The 14,509-nt window shown below is 66.8% G+C and carries 10 protein-coding genes and 1 tRNA gene; 5 read left to right on the top strand and 6 right to left on the bottom strand.

Annotated elements, in window-relative coordinates; genetic code table 11:
- Positions 1-106 precede the first annotated feature (106 nt).
- Complete coding sequence (locus tag DI605_RS13525; protein ID WP_293974747.1) at positions 107-3,025, bottom strand: TonB-dependent receptor; 2,919 nt, start codon at positions 3,023-3,025, stop codon at positions 107-109.
- A gap of 130 nt (positions 3,026-3,155) precedes the next feature.
- Between DI605_RS13525 and lon the strand changes: the two genes are divergently transcribed.
- The 4 genes from lon to DI605_RS13505 all read left to right on the top strand — a co-directional run bounded on the left by lon (position 3,156) and on the right by DI605_RS13505 (position 6,457).
- Positions 3,156-5,564, top strand: coding sequence for an endopeptidase La (gene lon, locus DI605_RS13520; protein WP_293974744.1), 2,409 nt, complete (start codon positions 3,156-3,158; stop codon positions 5,562-5,564).
- Positions 5,565-5,661: 97 nt separating this feature from the next.
- On the top strand, positions 5,662-5,934 hold the full coding sequence (locus DI605_RS13515; RefSeq protein ID WP_293974741.1) for an HU family DNA-binding protein: 273 nt from the start codon (positions 5,662-5,664) through the stop codon (positions 5,932-5,934).
- A 182-nt stretch (positions 5,935-6,116) separates the two neighbouring features.
- Positions 6,117-6,191, top strand: a tRNA-Val gene (locus DI605_RS13510).
- Positions 6,192-6,289: 98 nt separating this feature from the next.
- Positions 6,290-6,457, top strand: a complete 168-nt coding sequence (locus tag DI605_RS13505; RefSeq protein WP_293974738.1) for a hypothetical protein — start codon at positions 6,290-6,292, stop codon at positions 6,455-6,457.
- Between the two features lie 392 nt (positions 6,458-6,849).
- Here DI605_RS13505 and DI605_RS13500 read toward each other — a convergent pair whose 3' ends face one another.
- Positions 6,850-8,025, bottom strand: coding sequence for an acetyl-CoA C-acetyltransferase (locus tag DI605_RS13500; RefSeq protein ID WP_293974735.1), 1,176 nt, complete (start codon positions 8,023-8,025; stop codon positions 6,850-6,852).
- Between the two features lie 34 nt (positions 8,026-8,059).
- Positions 8,060-9,010, bottom strand: coding sequence for an alpha/beta fold hydrolase (locus tag DI605_RS13495; RefSeq protein ID WP_367120054.1), 951 nt, complete (start codon positions 9,008-9,010; stop codon positions 8,060-8,062).
- 136 nt (positions 9,011-9,146) lie between these two features.
- Here DI605_RS13495 and phaR point away from each other — a divergent pair, with 136 nt between their 5' ends.
- Positions 9,147-9,716 carry a polyhydroxyalkanoate synthesis repressor PhaR gene (phaR, locus tag DI605_RS13490; RefSeq protein ID WP_293974729.1) on the top strand — a complete coding sequence of 190 codons (570 nt, stop codon included), beginning with the start codon at positions 9,147-9,149 and terminating at the stop codon, positions 9,714-9,716.
- A 6-nt stretch (positions 9,717-9,722) separates the two neighbouring features.
- Here phaR and DI605_RS13485 read toward each other — a convergent pair whose 3' ends face one another.
- The 3 genes from DI605_RS13485 to DI605_RS13475 all read right to left on the bottom strand — a co-directional run bounded on the left by DI605_RS13485 (position 9,723) and on the right by DI605_RS13475 (position 14,294).
- On the bottom strand, positions 9,723-11,210 hold the full coding sequence (locus DI605_RS13485; protein WP_293974726.1) for a hypothetical protein: 1,488 nt from the start codon (positions 11,208-11,210) through the stop codon (positions 9,723-9,725).
- Positions 11,207-12,721, bottom strand: coding sequence for a hypothetical protein (locus DI605_RS13480; RefSeq protein WP_293974723.1), 1,515 nt, complete (start codon positions 12,719-12,721; stop codon positions 11,207-11,209). Before DI605_RS13480 ends, DI605_RS13485 begins: the two co-directional genes overlap by 4 nt.
- A gap of 103 nt (positions 12,722-12,824) precedes the next feature.
- Positions 12,825-14,294 (bottom strand): hypothetical protein, encoded by a 1,470-nt coding sequence (locus DI605_RS13475; RefSeq protein ID WP_293974720.1) that lies wholly within the window; start codon positions 14,292-14,294, stop codon positions 12,825-12,827.
- Between the last annotated feature and the right edge of the window lie 215 nt (positions 14,295-14,509).

The following is a 14,509-nucleotide window of genomic DNA, read 5'->3' as shown; positions in this document are numbered from 1 at the left end:
CTGCAACATCGGCGCGCGGCGGCACGATAACAAGGCCGATACCGGACCTTTTCGCCAGTCCCGTCCCCCCGGATCGGCCGATCGGGGTGACGGGATTGTGCGATACCTATCGCGGCTGCCGTTGCTGGCCCGGCTGGAAGGGGCCGCGCGGTGGCGTGGGGGCGAAGAGCTTGCGAATGCCGATCCGCACCGATCGGCCGAGCGGATCGAGATAAGCGGGCTGATAGCGCACCGGCGTATCCCCGTTCATATCGCGCACCGTCTGCCGCTCGTTGAAGATGTTGGTCACGCTGAAGGTCAGGCGCAGGTTGCGCGCCCAGCCCTTGCCCAGGAATCGCGGCATCTGGCCCAGATCGGCGAAGACGCGCAGATCGAAGGTGGTGAGATCGGAGAAGCGAAGGTCGCCGATCGCGCTGCTCGCGGCGGCCTTGGCCGTGGTCGCGCTCTGCCAGTTGGCCGAGAGGCGCATGCCGAGCCCCGCATTGGAATAGCCGAACTGGCCTTCCAGTTCGTGGCGCGGCTGTCCGCCCCCGGATCCGGTGGCATCGCCGGCAAGACGATCGAGCACGGGCAGGCCCGGACGGATGAGCACCTCATCCTGGAAATGCCAGGTGTGATAGAGCGCGAATTGCAGGCGCCCGCCGGCCTGGCCGCCGCCGCGCGGGCCGCCGAAACCACCGGGGCCGCCCGGTCCACGGCCGCCGCCCGGTCCGCCCGGCCCGCCGCCGAAGCCCCCCCCGCCGCCGGCACCGCCTCCGCCGCCCCCCACGCCGCGCTCGGCCGAGCTGGAGCTTTGCCCGCTATTGGTGGTGGCGGAGCGATCGTTCTGCGCCTGCGGCGCGCCCTCGGGCGGTGGGCCTCCTTCGGGAGGCGGCCCGCCCGCCCCGCCGGGGCCGCCCGGGAAGGGAAAGCCGCGTTCGGCCGCCAGCTTGCGGAAGGCCGCCATCTGCGCCTGAGAGGGCTTGAGCGCGATCGAGAGATTGAAGCCCCAGCGCAGGCTTTCCGTATCCTCGCGGCTGAAATTCACCGGGCGGGTGTCGACGCGAACAAGATCGCCATCGGCATCGCGGATGAAGCGATCGGGGAAGGCGGCTTCGATCGCGGCGGTCGGCTCCGGCAGGGAGTTGATCGCATCGCGGATGCGGCTCTTCACATAATTGGCGGTGATGGAAAGGTCCGCCTTGGGCAGCGGCTTCCATGTCGCGCCGATCTTCGTGACGTGGCGATTGTCGGCCAGCAGGTTGGGATTGCCGCCGGTGATCGCGGCCACATCCACCGACTGTCCCAGCCGATAATCGAACACACGCGCGGCCGGCGTCACCACCACGGGGCTGCCCAGCTGCGATACGGTGGGCGCGCCTTCATCGTCGGTGACGGAGAAGATGAAGGTGATCGGCGTGCGCGGCGTCCAGTTGAAGCCGGCGCCCCAGGTGCGCAGCGTGCCGAAATCGCTGAGCTGGTTGACCGCCAGATTCATGTTGGCGGTCAGGTTGCCCAGCGGCGTGAGCACGCCCGCCTTGCGGCTGGCGATCGGCAGATCGATGCTCACCGATCCGTTGCCGCCCGTGCGCGAGAGCGAGTTGGATTGGGAAACGCCCAGCCGCAGCGAGCTGGCGTCGATCGCCTGGAAGGTGCCGCCCGCCTTGATCGTGGTGCCGATATGGCCTGCCGGCAGCTTGGCGACGTTGCCGCGCGAGATGATCTGGAAATCGCCGCTGTTGGTGATCGATCGGGCGCGGTTGACCAGCAGGCCGCCCACGAAGGGATCGAGATCGCCATAGGGATTGAGGCTCGCGTCATTGGCCGTCAGGCGGGACTGGATCGCCGTGGTGTCGAGGCCGGTCTCCGTGCGCGTCTTGCTGTCGCCATGATCGTAATTGCCGGTCGCCGTCCAGCGCCAGGCCTGCGAGAACTGGCCATTGGCGCCGGCGCCGAAATGGCCGGTCCAGCCGTTCGTCCGTTGCGAGAGCGGATCCGTGCCCAGATAGCGATCCACCACCACCGTCGAGGCGAAGGGCGAATAGGGATTGCCCGCCGGCAGCGAAAGCGAGGTGGAAGGCAGGCCGTTCAGCGCCTTGCTGCGCGTGACGGTGAGCATGCCGTTGGCCGTGGCCGAAATGCCGCCGAAGGCACGCGAATAGACGGAGTTGACGGTGAGCGTCTCCGTCTCCGGCCGCAGCGTGCGATAGGGCGATACGTCGGTGCTGGTCTGGGCGTTCGCCGTTGCGGCGAAGGCGTTGAGCGTGGGGGCGGCGGTGGCGGCCGATGCCGGCACGCCCGCGATCGTCACCGGCGTGCCCACCAAGGCGCTCAGCGCCGGATCGATCTGGCCGCTGCCCGCCGCCACGACATTGCCCGCCTGTGAATAGGGCGTGCCGGCGGCGGTGGAGATCAGGTCGCGATCGCTCTCCAGCAGGCGCGCGCTCGCCTGCATGCGCACGTTCAGGTTGAAGCGATTGTCGCCCCGTATCCGGATCTTGCCGCCTTCCAGCGTGCCGCTTTCGCCGCCACCCTCGGTGGAGGTGCTGCCGTCCGCCACCACCGTCTTGGCATCGAAGCGGCGGCGCAGCACGAAATTCACGACCTTCTGGTCGGAAGCGAAGCCATATTTGAGCGCGACCTCTTCGGGCATCACCTCCACGCGCAGGATCGCTTCGGTCGGAATGTCGCGTATCTCGGCGAAGCTGGAGATGCGCTTGCCATTCAGCAGCACGGCCGGCGCGCCGCCGCCGCGCCCCTGGTTGCTGCCCGTCTGCGGGCTGAGCTGATCCAGCAGGTCGGAGATCGAATTGACGCCATAGGCGCGCACGTCCGCCGGGTTCAGGATCTGTTCGGCCGGAATGTCGCCGACCACGGAGCCTTCGGGCTTCTGCCCGGTCACGAGGATCGTCTCCTCGTCGTCCATCGGGCCGGCGCCGGGGGCGGGCGCGCGTTCGGGCGCCTGTTGCGGCGTCTGCGCCAGTGCGCTGGAGAGGGCGATCAGGCTGGCGAAGGCCGGCGTGGCGAGGCGAAGCGTGCGAATCATGCGATGCAGCTAGCGCCTTTTTCTCGTCCGAGATGTCACATCAGCAACAAAAGGCCGGATTGATCCCCACCCGATCGCGCCCCATATCCCGATTCAAGGCCGCCTGTGTTCGCGCGGCATCGGAGTCTTCATGGTCGAAACCTTCCCCGTCCTGCCGCTTCGCGACATCGTCGTCTTCCCGCAGATGATCGTGCCCCTCTTCGTCGGGCGCGACAAATCGGTCGCCGCGCTGGAAAGCGCGATGGCGGCGGACAAATCCATCTTCCTCGTCGCCCAGCTGGATCCGGCCAACGATGATCCGGATGCGAGCGCGCTCTACGAGATCGGCGTCGTCGCCACGGTGCTCCAGTTGCTGAAGCTGCCGGACGGCACGGTGCGCGTGTTGGTGGAAGGGCAGCGGCGCGGCCGCCTTTCCGATCTGCGCACCGAGGGCGGCCACCTGATCGCCGATATCGGCCCGGTCGCCGAGGCGGAGCAGAGCGACGATAACGAGACGAAGGGCCTCGTGCGCTCGGTCGTCGAGCAGTTCGAGCGCTATGCCAAGCTCAACAAGAAGATCAGCGACGATCTGCCCGGCCAGTTCGCCGATATCGAGGAGCCGGGCCGGCTGGCCGATGCGGTGGCCGGCAATATTGCGGTCAAGGTTGCCGAAAAGCAGGCGATGCTGATGGAAGCGAGCCCCGCGCGGCGCCTGGAAATGGCCTTCGCCTTCATGGAAGGCGAACTGGGCGTGCTCCAGGTGGAAAAGAAGATCCGCAGCCGCGTGAAGCGGCAGATGGAGAAGAGCCAGCGCGAATATTATCTGAACGAGCAGCTCAAGGCGATCCAGCGCGAACTGGGCACCAGCGAGGGCGACGAGGGCGGCGACGAGATCGCCGAACTCACCCAGAAGATCGCGAATACCAAGCTTTCGAAGGAGGCGCGCTCCAAGGCGACCGCCGAACTGAAGAAGCTGCGCACGATGGCGCCGATGAGCGCCGAGGCGACGGTCGTCCGCAATTATCTCGATGTGCTCCTGGGCCTGCCCTGGGGCAAGAAGAGCAAGGTGAAGAAGGATATTCCGGCGGCGCAGGCGGTGCTGGATGCCGATCATCACGGGCTGGAGAAGGTCAAGGACCGAATCGTCGAATATCTTGCGGTGCAGGCGCGCACCAACAAGCTGAAGGGGCCGATCCTGTGCCTGGTCGGGCCGCCGGGCGTGGGCAAGACATCGCTGGGACGCTCGATCGCGAAGGCGACGGGGCGCGAATTCGTGCGCCAGTCCCTGGGCGGCGTGCGCGACGAGGCCGAGATTCGCGGCCATCGCCGCACCTATATCGGCTCGCTGCCGGGCAAGATCGTGTCGAACCTGAAGAAGGCCGGCACCTCCAACCCGCTGTTCCTGCTGGATGAAATCGACAAGCTGGGCCAGGATTTCCGGGGCGATCCCGCGTCCGCGCTGCTGGAGGTGCTGGATCCGGAGCAGAACGGCAAGTTCCAGGATCATTACCTGGAGATCGACATCGATCTTTCGGATGTGATGTTCGTGACGACGGCCAATTTGCTGAACCTGCCCCAGCCGCTGCTGGATCGCATGGAGATCATCCGGCTGGAAGGTTATACCGAGGATGAGAAGCTGGAGATCGCCAAGGCGCATCTCCTGCCCAAGCAGATCGAGGCACACGGCCTGAAGGCCGGGGAATTCGAGCTGACGGACGAGGGGCTTCGCGATCTGATCCGCTATTACACGCGGGAAGCCGGCGTCCGCACGCTGGAGCGCGAGATCGCCAAGGTCGCGCGCAAGGCGCTGCGCCGTATCCTGGAGGGCAAGGAGACCAAGGTTGTCGTGACGGCCGAGAATCTGGGTGATTTCTCGGGCGTGCGGAAGCATCGCTTCGGTGTTTCGGAGGAGGAGGACCAGATCGGCGCTGTCACCGGCCTCGCCTGGACCGAGGTGGGCGGCGAACTGCTGACGATCGAGGCCGTCACCGTGCCCGGCAAGGGGCTGGTCAAGACGACCGGCAAGCTGGGCGAGGTGATGAACGAGAGCGTCCAGGCCGCATGGTCGTTCGTGAAGGCGCGCGCGCCGATCTATGGCATCAAGCCTTCGATCTTCACCCGGAAGGACGTGCATATCCACCTTCCCGAAGGCGCGGTGCCGAAGGATGGCCCATCCGCCGGCATCGGCATGGTGACGACGCTCGTTTCGACGCTCACGGGCATCCCGGTGCGCCGCGACGTGGCGATGACCGGCGAGGTTACGCTGCGTGGTCGCGTGCTTCCGATCGGTGGTCTCAAGGAGAAGCTGCTTGCCGCACTGCGCGGTGGGATCGCCACCGTGTTGATCCCGCAGGAGAATGAGAAGGATCTTGCGGATATTCCTTCGAATATTCGCGAGAATCTTGAGATCGTCCCGGTTAGTCATGTCGATGAGGTGCTGGCGCGCGCGCTGGCCCGTCCGATTGTTCCGATCGAGTGGACCGAGGCGGATGAACTGGCGACGGAACCTCCCGCCGCCGTGCCGGCGTCGGATCACGGGAGCAGTTTTGCTCGGCATTGACGCAATTTTTTGAAGGATACCCGTCTTTTTCTTTTGACAGGCGCGGGCCACTGGGCGTTTATTCCCTCCACCGACCAAAAAACATTGGGGGTAGAGGATGAACAAGCAGGAACTTATCGTTGCTGTCGCTGAAGAGACCGGTTTCAACAGGGGTGATACCGGAAGGGTCGTGGAGGCAGTCCTCCACAAGATCGGGCAGACCCTTGTAGGCGGAAGCGAAGTCCGACTCGTCGGATTCGGGACGTTTTCGGTAACGCACCGCAAGCCTTCCACCGGCCGCAATCCGCGCACGGGCGAGCCAATGGATATCGCATCGACGAGCCAGCCCAAGTTTCGCGCGGGCAAGGTTCTCAAGGAGCTCGTCAACTGATCCCGGATCGGGCGGGCGACGGCCCGCCCGATCGTCAGGGTGCCGATGCGGGCGGGCGCGCCTGTCGCATCGGACGAGAGTGGCCTCGTTCGGGGCGGGATTTCTCTCGCTGCAATCCGGGCTGGACAGGCGCGCGGCGAGCCTCTAATCGCCCCCTCCTGGCGTGGCCCTCCGGCTTTTCGGGGCGCATAGCTCAGCGGTAGAGCACACCCTTCACACGGGTGGGGTCGCAGGTTCAATCCCTGCTGCGCCCACCACGCCTTTTTCCATCTTTCCAGATACTTCGCGGCCGACCATCGGCCCCGATGGAGCCTCGCGGGGCTTGGCTCGTTCTTCCTTCGAGAGGAGACGAGATATGGCGAATCCGCCCAAGACGCCGCCCCATTCCGATATCGAGGGCGTCAATCGCGACGCGCGCGCCGGCAAGCCCTCGCAGAGCCCGCATCCCGATCCGGGCGCCGCGATCGATCATGCGGACAAGGAGAGCAGGGGGCGCCCCCATGGCGGTCGGCAATCCGCCTGATCGCGGTTCGTCGGCAAGGCACGCGCATTGCATCTCGTCGCGATCCTGAAAAGCGATTGAGCGCGTCGAAGCCCCGTGGCGAAAGACGGGCGCTGACGGCTATGTCTCTCGAGGCGCCGTTTCGACCCCGCCCGAACGGGCCGGCCGGCGTGGCCGGTGCCGGAAAGGCTGCCGGGAGCCTCAACGTCGATCCCACCTGAAAGCGAGGCGCACGTCTCCGCTCTCGTCCGGCCGTATTGGGGTTCGGAAGGAGGGGGAAGGCGATATCCGTTCACGTATCGATTCGGCGGCGTTCGCCCCGTTTGGCCGGGCCAGAAACGAAAAGGGGCGGACCCGAAGGCCCGCCCCGATTCGCTCTGCCGCGCGGGATGGCGCGGCGTTTTCTTCATGTCTCAGTCGCGCGCGATGCACATGGCGATGCCCATGCCGCCGCCGATGCAGAGCGTGACAAGGCCCTTCTTCGCATCGCGCTTCTGCATCTCGTAGAGCAGGGTGGTCAGCACGCGCGCGCCACTGGCGCCCACGGGATGGCCGATCGCGATCGCGCCGCCATTCACATTCACCTTGGCGGGATCCCAGCCCAGTTCCTGGCCGACGGCCAGAGCCTGCGCGGCGAAGGCTTCGTTGGCCTCGATCAGGTCCACCTCGTCCAGCGTCCAGCCCGCCTTCTCCAGCGCCTTTCTGGAAGCCGGCACGGGGCCGATGCCCATATAAGCCGGATCCACGCCGGCCGTGGCCCAGGATGCGATGCGGCCGAGCACGGGGGCGCCGCGCTTTGCGGCTTCCTCCGCCGTCATCAGCACCACGGCGGCCGCGCCGTCATTGATGCCGGATGCGTTGCCGGCGGTCACGCTGCCATCCTTCTTGAAGGCGGGGCGCAGGCCGGCCATCGATTCGATCGTGGCGCCGGCGCGGATATATTCGTCGTCCGCCACCACGACCTCGCCCTTGCGGCTCTTGACCGTGACGGGCACGATCTCGTCCGCGAAGCGGCCAGCGGCGCGGGCCTTCTCGGCCTTGTTCTGGCTGGAGACGGCGAAGGCGTCCTGCGCCTCGCGCGTGATCTGATAGCGCTCCGCCAGATTTTCGGCGGTCATGCCCATCGGATATTTGTGGAAGGCATCGGTCAGCGCATCGACCATCATCGTATCGACGAAGCTGACCGGGCCAAGCTTCACGCCGCCGCGCAGATGCTGCGCATGCGGCGCGAGCGACATGCTTTCCTGTCCGCCGGCAACGATGATGTCGGCATCGCCCGCCGCGATCCCCTGCGCCGCGATCGCCACGGCGCGCAGGCCCGATCCGCAGATCTGGTTGATCGAATAAGCGGTCGCCTCCACCGGAATGCCGGCGCCGATCGCCGCCTGCCGGGCCGGCCCCTGGCCTTCGCCGGCGGCAAGGATCTGGCCGAGCACGACCTCGTTCACGTCGCCTGGGGCCACGCCGGCCTGCTCCAGCGCGGCCTTGATCGCGGTCTGCCCCAGTTCATGGGCGGTGATGTTGGCGAAAGCGCCGTTAAAGCTGCCGACAGGCGTCCTCTTGGCGCCGGTGATGACGATGTCTGCCACGTGTGGATCCGTCATTATGAGTGGTCCGAAACCGCTAGCAAACGTGCGGGGTCTGCGAAAGCCATTCGCGCAATGGCTGCCATAACAATGCCTTCGCCCGCCCGCTCACGATCATGCCGACATGGCCGAGATTCAGCGTCAGCCGATCGCCGATTCCCGCGGCCGATCGGTGGGGTACGATACGATCCGTGGTGGAGACGACCTCCAGCACCGGGCAGGGAAGGGAGGAAAGATCGATCGGGCGGCCCGCCACCCGCCAGCCGCCCGTGCCGGGCAGATCCTTGAGGAAGAAGCCTTCCATCAGATCCCGCGCGGCGGCGAAGGTCATCGGCGGGCCGGCATTGGCCCAGTCCTCCACCCTGGCGAAGCTCGTCAGTGCCCGGCGATCCGCGGCCCTGCGCCCGATCGATTCGAATTTGGCGAGCGTGCGGGCCGGATCGAGCTTCCAGAAGGCCGCTTGCATGATCTCCATCGGCAGCAGTCCCGTCTGGCCGGCCGGTTCGCGCGCGCTCTCCCACAATTCGGCCAGGCGCAGGCGCGATCCGGGCGGGAAGCCGGAGAAACGCCAGGGCGCAGCGATCATGGCGAGGCCGCGCGCCGGCATGGCTTGCGCCGCCGCCGCCGCCAGCGTGCCGCCCAGGCAATAGCCGGCCAGGATCGGCGGCTCGGGCAGTCGCGAAAGCAAGGGGAGCAGCAGTTTCTCGACATGCCCTGCAAGGCCCAGATCGCGTTCCGCCGCGCCCGGAATGCCCCAATCCACCAGCATCACGCGCATGCCCTGATCGCGCAGCCAGCGCATCAGCGATCGATCGCGATCCAGATCCAGGATTTCGGATCCGTTGATCAGCGAAGGCACGAAGACGATCGGCGTGCCATCGCCCCCGAAATCGCGCAGCGAAGCGCGTCCGCGCCGCGCGATTCTTCGCGCCTGCCGCATGGGCCGGCCGCGCGGTGCCTGCTGATAGGCCCGCACCCCCCGCAACACCGCAGCAATCCGCGCAGGATCATCGCCGGCTTCGTCGCGCAGCATTTGTAAAAACAGAGGCAAAGGGCGCGGCCTGTGTTGCGGCGCGGCGAGCGAAGGTGCTAGGGATGCTGCAAAGATTGGAGACGGGCGGGCCATGGCGAAATCATCGAACACTTCGGGTCCGGTCGTCATCAAGAAATATGCGAATCGCCGGCTCTATAATACGGAAAGCTCGAGCTACATCACGCTCGACTTCCTCGCGCAGATGACGCGCGACGGCCGCGAGTTCAAGGTGGTCGATGCCAAGACCGAAGAGGATATCACCCACAACATCCTCACCCAGATCATCATGGAAGAGGAAAATCGCGGGCAGACGATGCTGCCGGTGGGCTTCCTGCGCGAGCTGATCTCGCTCTACGGCGATTCGATGCAGGCGATGGTGCCGCAATATCTGGAAGCCTCGATGGAGGCGTTCCGCAGCAATCAGGCCCAGTTCCGCCAGGCGATGCAGGGCGCGTTCGCCGGCGGCCCGTTCGCGGATCTCGCCAAGCGCAACATGGATATGATGGAAGCGGCTGCCGAGGCGTTCAAGGTGCGCGGCGCCGGCGGCAAGGTGGCCCCCGCCGCCAAACCGGCCGAGCCCGCCGAGGCCAAGGATGAGCTGGCCGCGCTGAAGGAGCAGATGGCGGCACTTCAGGCCAAGCTCGACAAGATCGGGGACTGAGCCGCTTCAGCGGCGGACGTAAACCGATACGAACCGCTCGTCGATCCAGGCATGGCCCGCCCACCGATAGGAGCGGGCAAGACCTTCGCGCATGATCGCGAAGGTCTTTTTGTTGGGCCGCCGCACATCCGTATCCCCGATCGTGATCGCCAGCGGCCGCGCGGTCAGCACGCGCCGGGTTTCCGCCACCGTGTCCACGCCGATTGCGCCATCCTCATTCTCCGCGCTCAGATGATCGGGGAAGATGTAGGGGGTGACGGTGCAGGCGCGGGTCACGGAGTAGAGCGCGGTCGGGCCATCGAACATGTGCATGCAGCCGGTGGTGACATTTGCGGGAACGAAGGCCGCGAGGTTCGCGATCTGGCGCTTTGATCGCGCGGTTGCCGCCGTTTCCGGCCACCCCGAAAGGCACGCCGGCAGAAGCAGCGCGAAGCCGACGAGCACCGGTCCCGTCGGCCAGCGGCGCACGATCGGCACGGCGGCGGCGGAGAAGGGTACGAATACCGGCAACAGATAGTGGGAATAGAGCAGGCCGAGTGCAAAGAAGCCGAAGACCGCGACGGCGCACCACGCGCCCATGAAGGCCAGCCACGCCTGCGCCTCGCGCCGCTCGCCGCCTGCACCGTCGCTGCGCAGCATATGCCACGCGGAGGCGACGGCGCAGACGGCGAGCGGCACCAGGCGGAGCAGACCAGTTACCGCGCGATGATGCAGATCGTCGCTCGGCGTCTCGCCCCGCAGGAAGATCGAGGTGAAATTCGCGAACCAGAATGGCCGGAGATGCCCCATCGCCGCATAGGCGCCGATCGCCGCGATCGTGGGCGCAAGCGCCGTGAGCGCCAGAAGCGGCACCTCGATCAGCGCCGCGCGGCGATCGCGCCGCCAGGATTGCCACGCCGCGACAAGGCCGAAGAAGAAGCCCTCGAACAGCGCGGAATATTTGATCTGGATGGCGATGCCCACGAGCAGCATCGCCGCGAAACCGCGCAGGCGCGCGCGCCCGGCCGCCGGGGGCGGGGCGATCAGCAGGGCGGCCGCGCCGGCCATGGGCAGATTGTAGAAGACCGGGGATTGCCCGCCGCCGCCCTCTGCGATGCCGATCCACAGCAGATAGAGGATGCCGGCCGTGGTGGCGGCGGCGATGCCCGTGATCCGGCGGCACAGCGCGAAGAGGCACATGGCTGTGCCTGCCGCGCAAAAGGTGGCCAGCCATTGATACTGGACTAAGCCTGACCCGCCCAGCAGCCGGGCGCCGGCATAGATCAGGAACAGGCCGATGGGCTTCCTGTCCCATATATCCACATAGGGGATCGCGCCGCGCAGCATGCGATCGCCAACGAGGAGATAGAATTGCTCGTCAATCTTGTAGGCGGGATCGCCGAAGGAAGGCGCGCGCAGCACGAAGGCGAAAGCGAGCAACAGCAGCAGGCACAGGAATGTCGCTCGGTCCGCAGTCGTGCGGGAGGCGGCCGGCATCAGGGCACTGTGCTTCACTGGTCGGTCCGCACGAGCATGCGATTGGCTTCGTTCGCCGTCCGGATCGCGCGGCAGCCGCCCGATCGCAGGAAGAGGCAGAGAGGTTGCGCGCTTCCCCGCGCGGGCAGGCAGCTGCCCTGCCGGAAGCCGACGGGGGCGGGCGTGGATGCGGGCGCGATCAGGCGGTTGAAGCCGCTCGCGTCCCGCGCAAGCGCCGCCGCCTCGCCGGAATCATAAATGAACAACGGGGTCGCGCGGTGCAGATAGGCATAGCCGCCGCCCCGGCTGAAATGCAGGCCCTGCGTCGCGAGCCCGCACAAGAGCGGATCCGCGCGCGCCATGGCGAAGGCGTTCGGGCCATCCTTCCCCGCATCCATGGCATAGAGGCCGGGCCGCCCGCTCGCGGCGAGCGAGGCGGATGCGATCGCCCAGATGCCGATCGCCGCCCAGGGCAGCGATCGGGCGAGGCCCGCGCGTCGTGCGATCGCCCGCTCGACGAGCATCGCCGTGCCCAGCGCGGCGAGCAGCGTCAGCGTCGCGGTGGTCAACAGGATGAACCGATATTCCTTGTGGCCGATCGCCGCATGCACCGCGAGGTTGACGAGCGCCATCGCCAGCAGCGCGGGTGCGCGCGTCGCGCCGACGATCGCCAGCATCAGCAGCGGCGCGAGCCACCAGCAGAAAGCGACGCCGATCGCCCGCGCATAGGCCCAGGCCGGCTCGGTGCCATAGGTGGCGGCGCGGTCCAGAAGGATATTCTGGCGCACATATTCGATCGCCCAGCCGAACGGTGCCTGCCCGTGGGCGATATCCACGGCGCCGCCGATCGCGATCGCGATCGCGCCGCCGCCTATCAGCGGCATCCAGTCCCGCGGGCGATGCCGCAGCGCGAACAGCGCCAGCGTGGCGGCGGCCGGCAGATGCTGCATCCGCAACAGGATCGCGATGCCGAGCAGGAATCCGGCGATCAGGGAGAGGCGAGTCGATCGTTCCGATTCCGTCAGCAGCGCGGCGGCGGGAAGGATCAGGGCGATGCTGATCGTCTCGCTCAGGATGTGCGGTGCGAAATAGACGAATTCGGCCCATCCGGCGGCGATGCCGGCCGCGATGAGCCCCCCGGCGGGCGAGATGCGCCGGCCAAGCCGCCACGCCGACCAGACGATCGTCATCGACAGCAGAGCCGCGCAGGCACGCGGCAGCAGGATGTAGAGCGAGGTGGCGGGTGCCATCATCCCGCCCAGCGCCATCGGCCCGGAAAGCAGCACGGGCAGCAGCCAGCCGCGCATGCCATAGCGATATTCCCACGGCACGAGGCCAAGCCCGAAGACGAGGCGATGCGCCTGCTCGAGATACTGGAACAGCTCGTCCGGATGATAGATGCCGGCGCCGGCCACCAATGCCAGCCGAAGCGCGAGGCCGAAGCCCAGGATCGCCACGAGCCATCGCCGCGCGCGCGCGGGCGCCATCGCGCTTTCGCGCGGCGCCCCGGCCAGATCTGCCGACGGGATCACCGGTCGGAACGGCTTCATGCACGATATCTCCGGCGGGATGCGCGCGGCGCGGCACCCCCCGGCCTGCCCTAGACGGGGATGGTTAATGAGGTGCTAGCAAAGCCGGTGAAAGGCTTGGCCGCTATCGCCGCACCCAGACCGAAATGAATTGATCCCCGATCGGCGCATGGCCCGCCCGGCGATAATCGCGGGCCAGCGCCTCGCGCAGCACGGCGGTGGTGCGCAGGTTCGGCGGCCGCGAATCCGTATCGCCCGTGGTGATGACGAGTGGCCGCAGCGCCAGCACGCGCTTCAGTTCGGCCACCGTATCCACGCCGATCGCGCCATCCTCGTTGGCGGCGCTCAGATGATCGGGAAAGACGTAGCGGCTGAGCATGCAGGCATGCGTGATGTGATAGAGGATCGGCGGCCCATCGAACATCTGCATGCAGCCGGTGGAAACGCCGGCCGGCACCAGCGCCGTCAGTGCCGCCATCTGCTGCTGCGAATGGCTGGTCTTCGCGAAATTCGGCCAGTGCAATGTGGCGGCGGGCAGCAGTGCCGCGATGGCGAGCAGGGTGGGGCCGACGCGCGGACGGCGCCAGATCGGTGCCGCCGCCGCCGAAAAGGGCACGAATACGGGCAGCACATAATGGGCGAAGAGCACGCCCAGCGAGAGGAAGCCGATCAGCGCGGCGATGCACCAGCCGGCCATCAGGCCCATCCAGCGCCGCGCCTCCGCCGTATTTTCGGTGCGGCGCAGCCATGCGAAGGACAGGCCGGTGCAGAGGGTGAGCATCGTCAGGCGCAGCGCATGATAGCCGATGCGGCGATAAATATCCCCGGCGGGCGTCTTGCCGCGCATGAAGATGGAGGTGAAATTGGCGAACCAGAAATCCTGGAGATGGCCCAGCGCCGCATAGGCGCCGATCGCGGCGAAGGTAGGGGCCAGCGCCGTGAGCGCCAGCAAGGGCACCTCGATCAGCGCGGCACGGCGATTGCGCTGCCAGGCCTGCCATGTCGCGACGAGGCCGAAGAAAAGACCCTCGAACACGCATGTATATTTGATCTGGATGGCGATACCGGCCAGCAGCATGGCGGCGAAGGCGCGCCAGCGCGGCCGCGCCGCGGCGGGCGCGATCAGCAGGGCGGCCGCGCCCGCCATCGGCAGATTGTAGAAGATCGGGGATTGGCCGCCGCCGCCGTCGGCTATCTCGATCCACAGCAGATAGAGCAGGCCGCCCATCGTGGCGCCGCCCACCCCTGCGAAGCGACGGGCGAGCGCGAAGATGCACATCGCGGTGCCCGCCGCAAACAGGGTCGCCAGCATCTGATACTGGACGAACCCCGCCCCGCCGAGGGTCCGCGCGCCGGCATAGATCAGGAAGAGGCCGACAGGCTTTCTGTCCCACAGATCCACATAGGGTAGCATGCCGTGCAGCATGCGATCGCCGGCCAGCAGGTAGAATTGCTCGTCCAGCTTGTAGGCAGGATCGCCGAACACCGGCATACGGATCAGGAAAGCGGCTGCGAGGAGCAGCAGGAACCACGGGAGGTTCGTGTCCGGCAGGGACGGGGTGCGGGGACGGCCGGCATTCGGAATGATCGTCATCGATCGGTCCAGGCGGACGTATCCGAGATCGGTCGGGATGACCGGCCGAAACGGCTTCATGGGCAGGATCTCCGGGGGATGCCTGGCTCTTCGGCTCCCTGCGTTCCACCCTAGTTCGAGTCCGTTAACATTATGCTAGAAGCATCTGAAATCTGCAAAAATACCGGATTTCCTTTGCTTTTGTCGTTAAATTGCGTCGATTCGGCGCACATAAG

It is taken from the genome of Sphingomonas sp., from assembly GCF_003248515.1.
GTDB lineage: Bacteria > Pseudomonadota > Alphaproteobacteria > Sphingomonadales > Sphingomonadaceae > Sphingomonas_I.
This window is presented reverse-complemented; position numbering and strand designations above follow the sequence as displayed.

Bases quoted from the DNA above. Each gene is read 5' to 3' on its own strand.
- phaR (WP_293974729.1), top strand. From the start codon at position 9,147: ATGGCGAAATCATCGAACACTTCGGGTCCGGTCGTCATCAAGAAATAT.
- lon (WP_293974744.1), top strand. From the start codon at position 3,156: ATGGTCGAAACCTTCCCCGTCCTGCCGCTTCGCGACATCGTCGTCTTC.
- DI605_RS13505 (WP_293974738.1), top strand. From the start codon at position 6,290: ATGGCGAATCCGCCCAAGACGCCGCCCCATTCCGATATCGAGGGCGTC.
- DI605_RS13475 (WP_293974720.1), bottom strand. From the start codon at position 14,294: ATGACGATCATTCCGAATGCCGGCCGTCCCCGCACCCCGTCCCTGCCG.
- DI605_RS13480 (WP_293974723.1), bottom strand. From the start codon at position 12,721: ATGAAGCCGTTCCGACCGGTGATCCCGTCGGCAGATCTGGCCGGGGCG.
- DI605_RS13525 (WP_293974747.1), bottom strand. From the start codon at position 3,025: ATGATTCGCACGCTTCGCCTCGCCACGCCGGCCTTCGCCAGCCTGATC.
- DI605_RS13515 (WP_293974741.1), top strand. From the start codon at position 5,662: ATGAACAAGCAGGAACTTATCGTTGCTGTCGCTGAAGAGACCGGTTTC.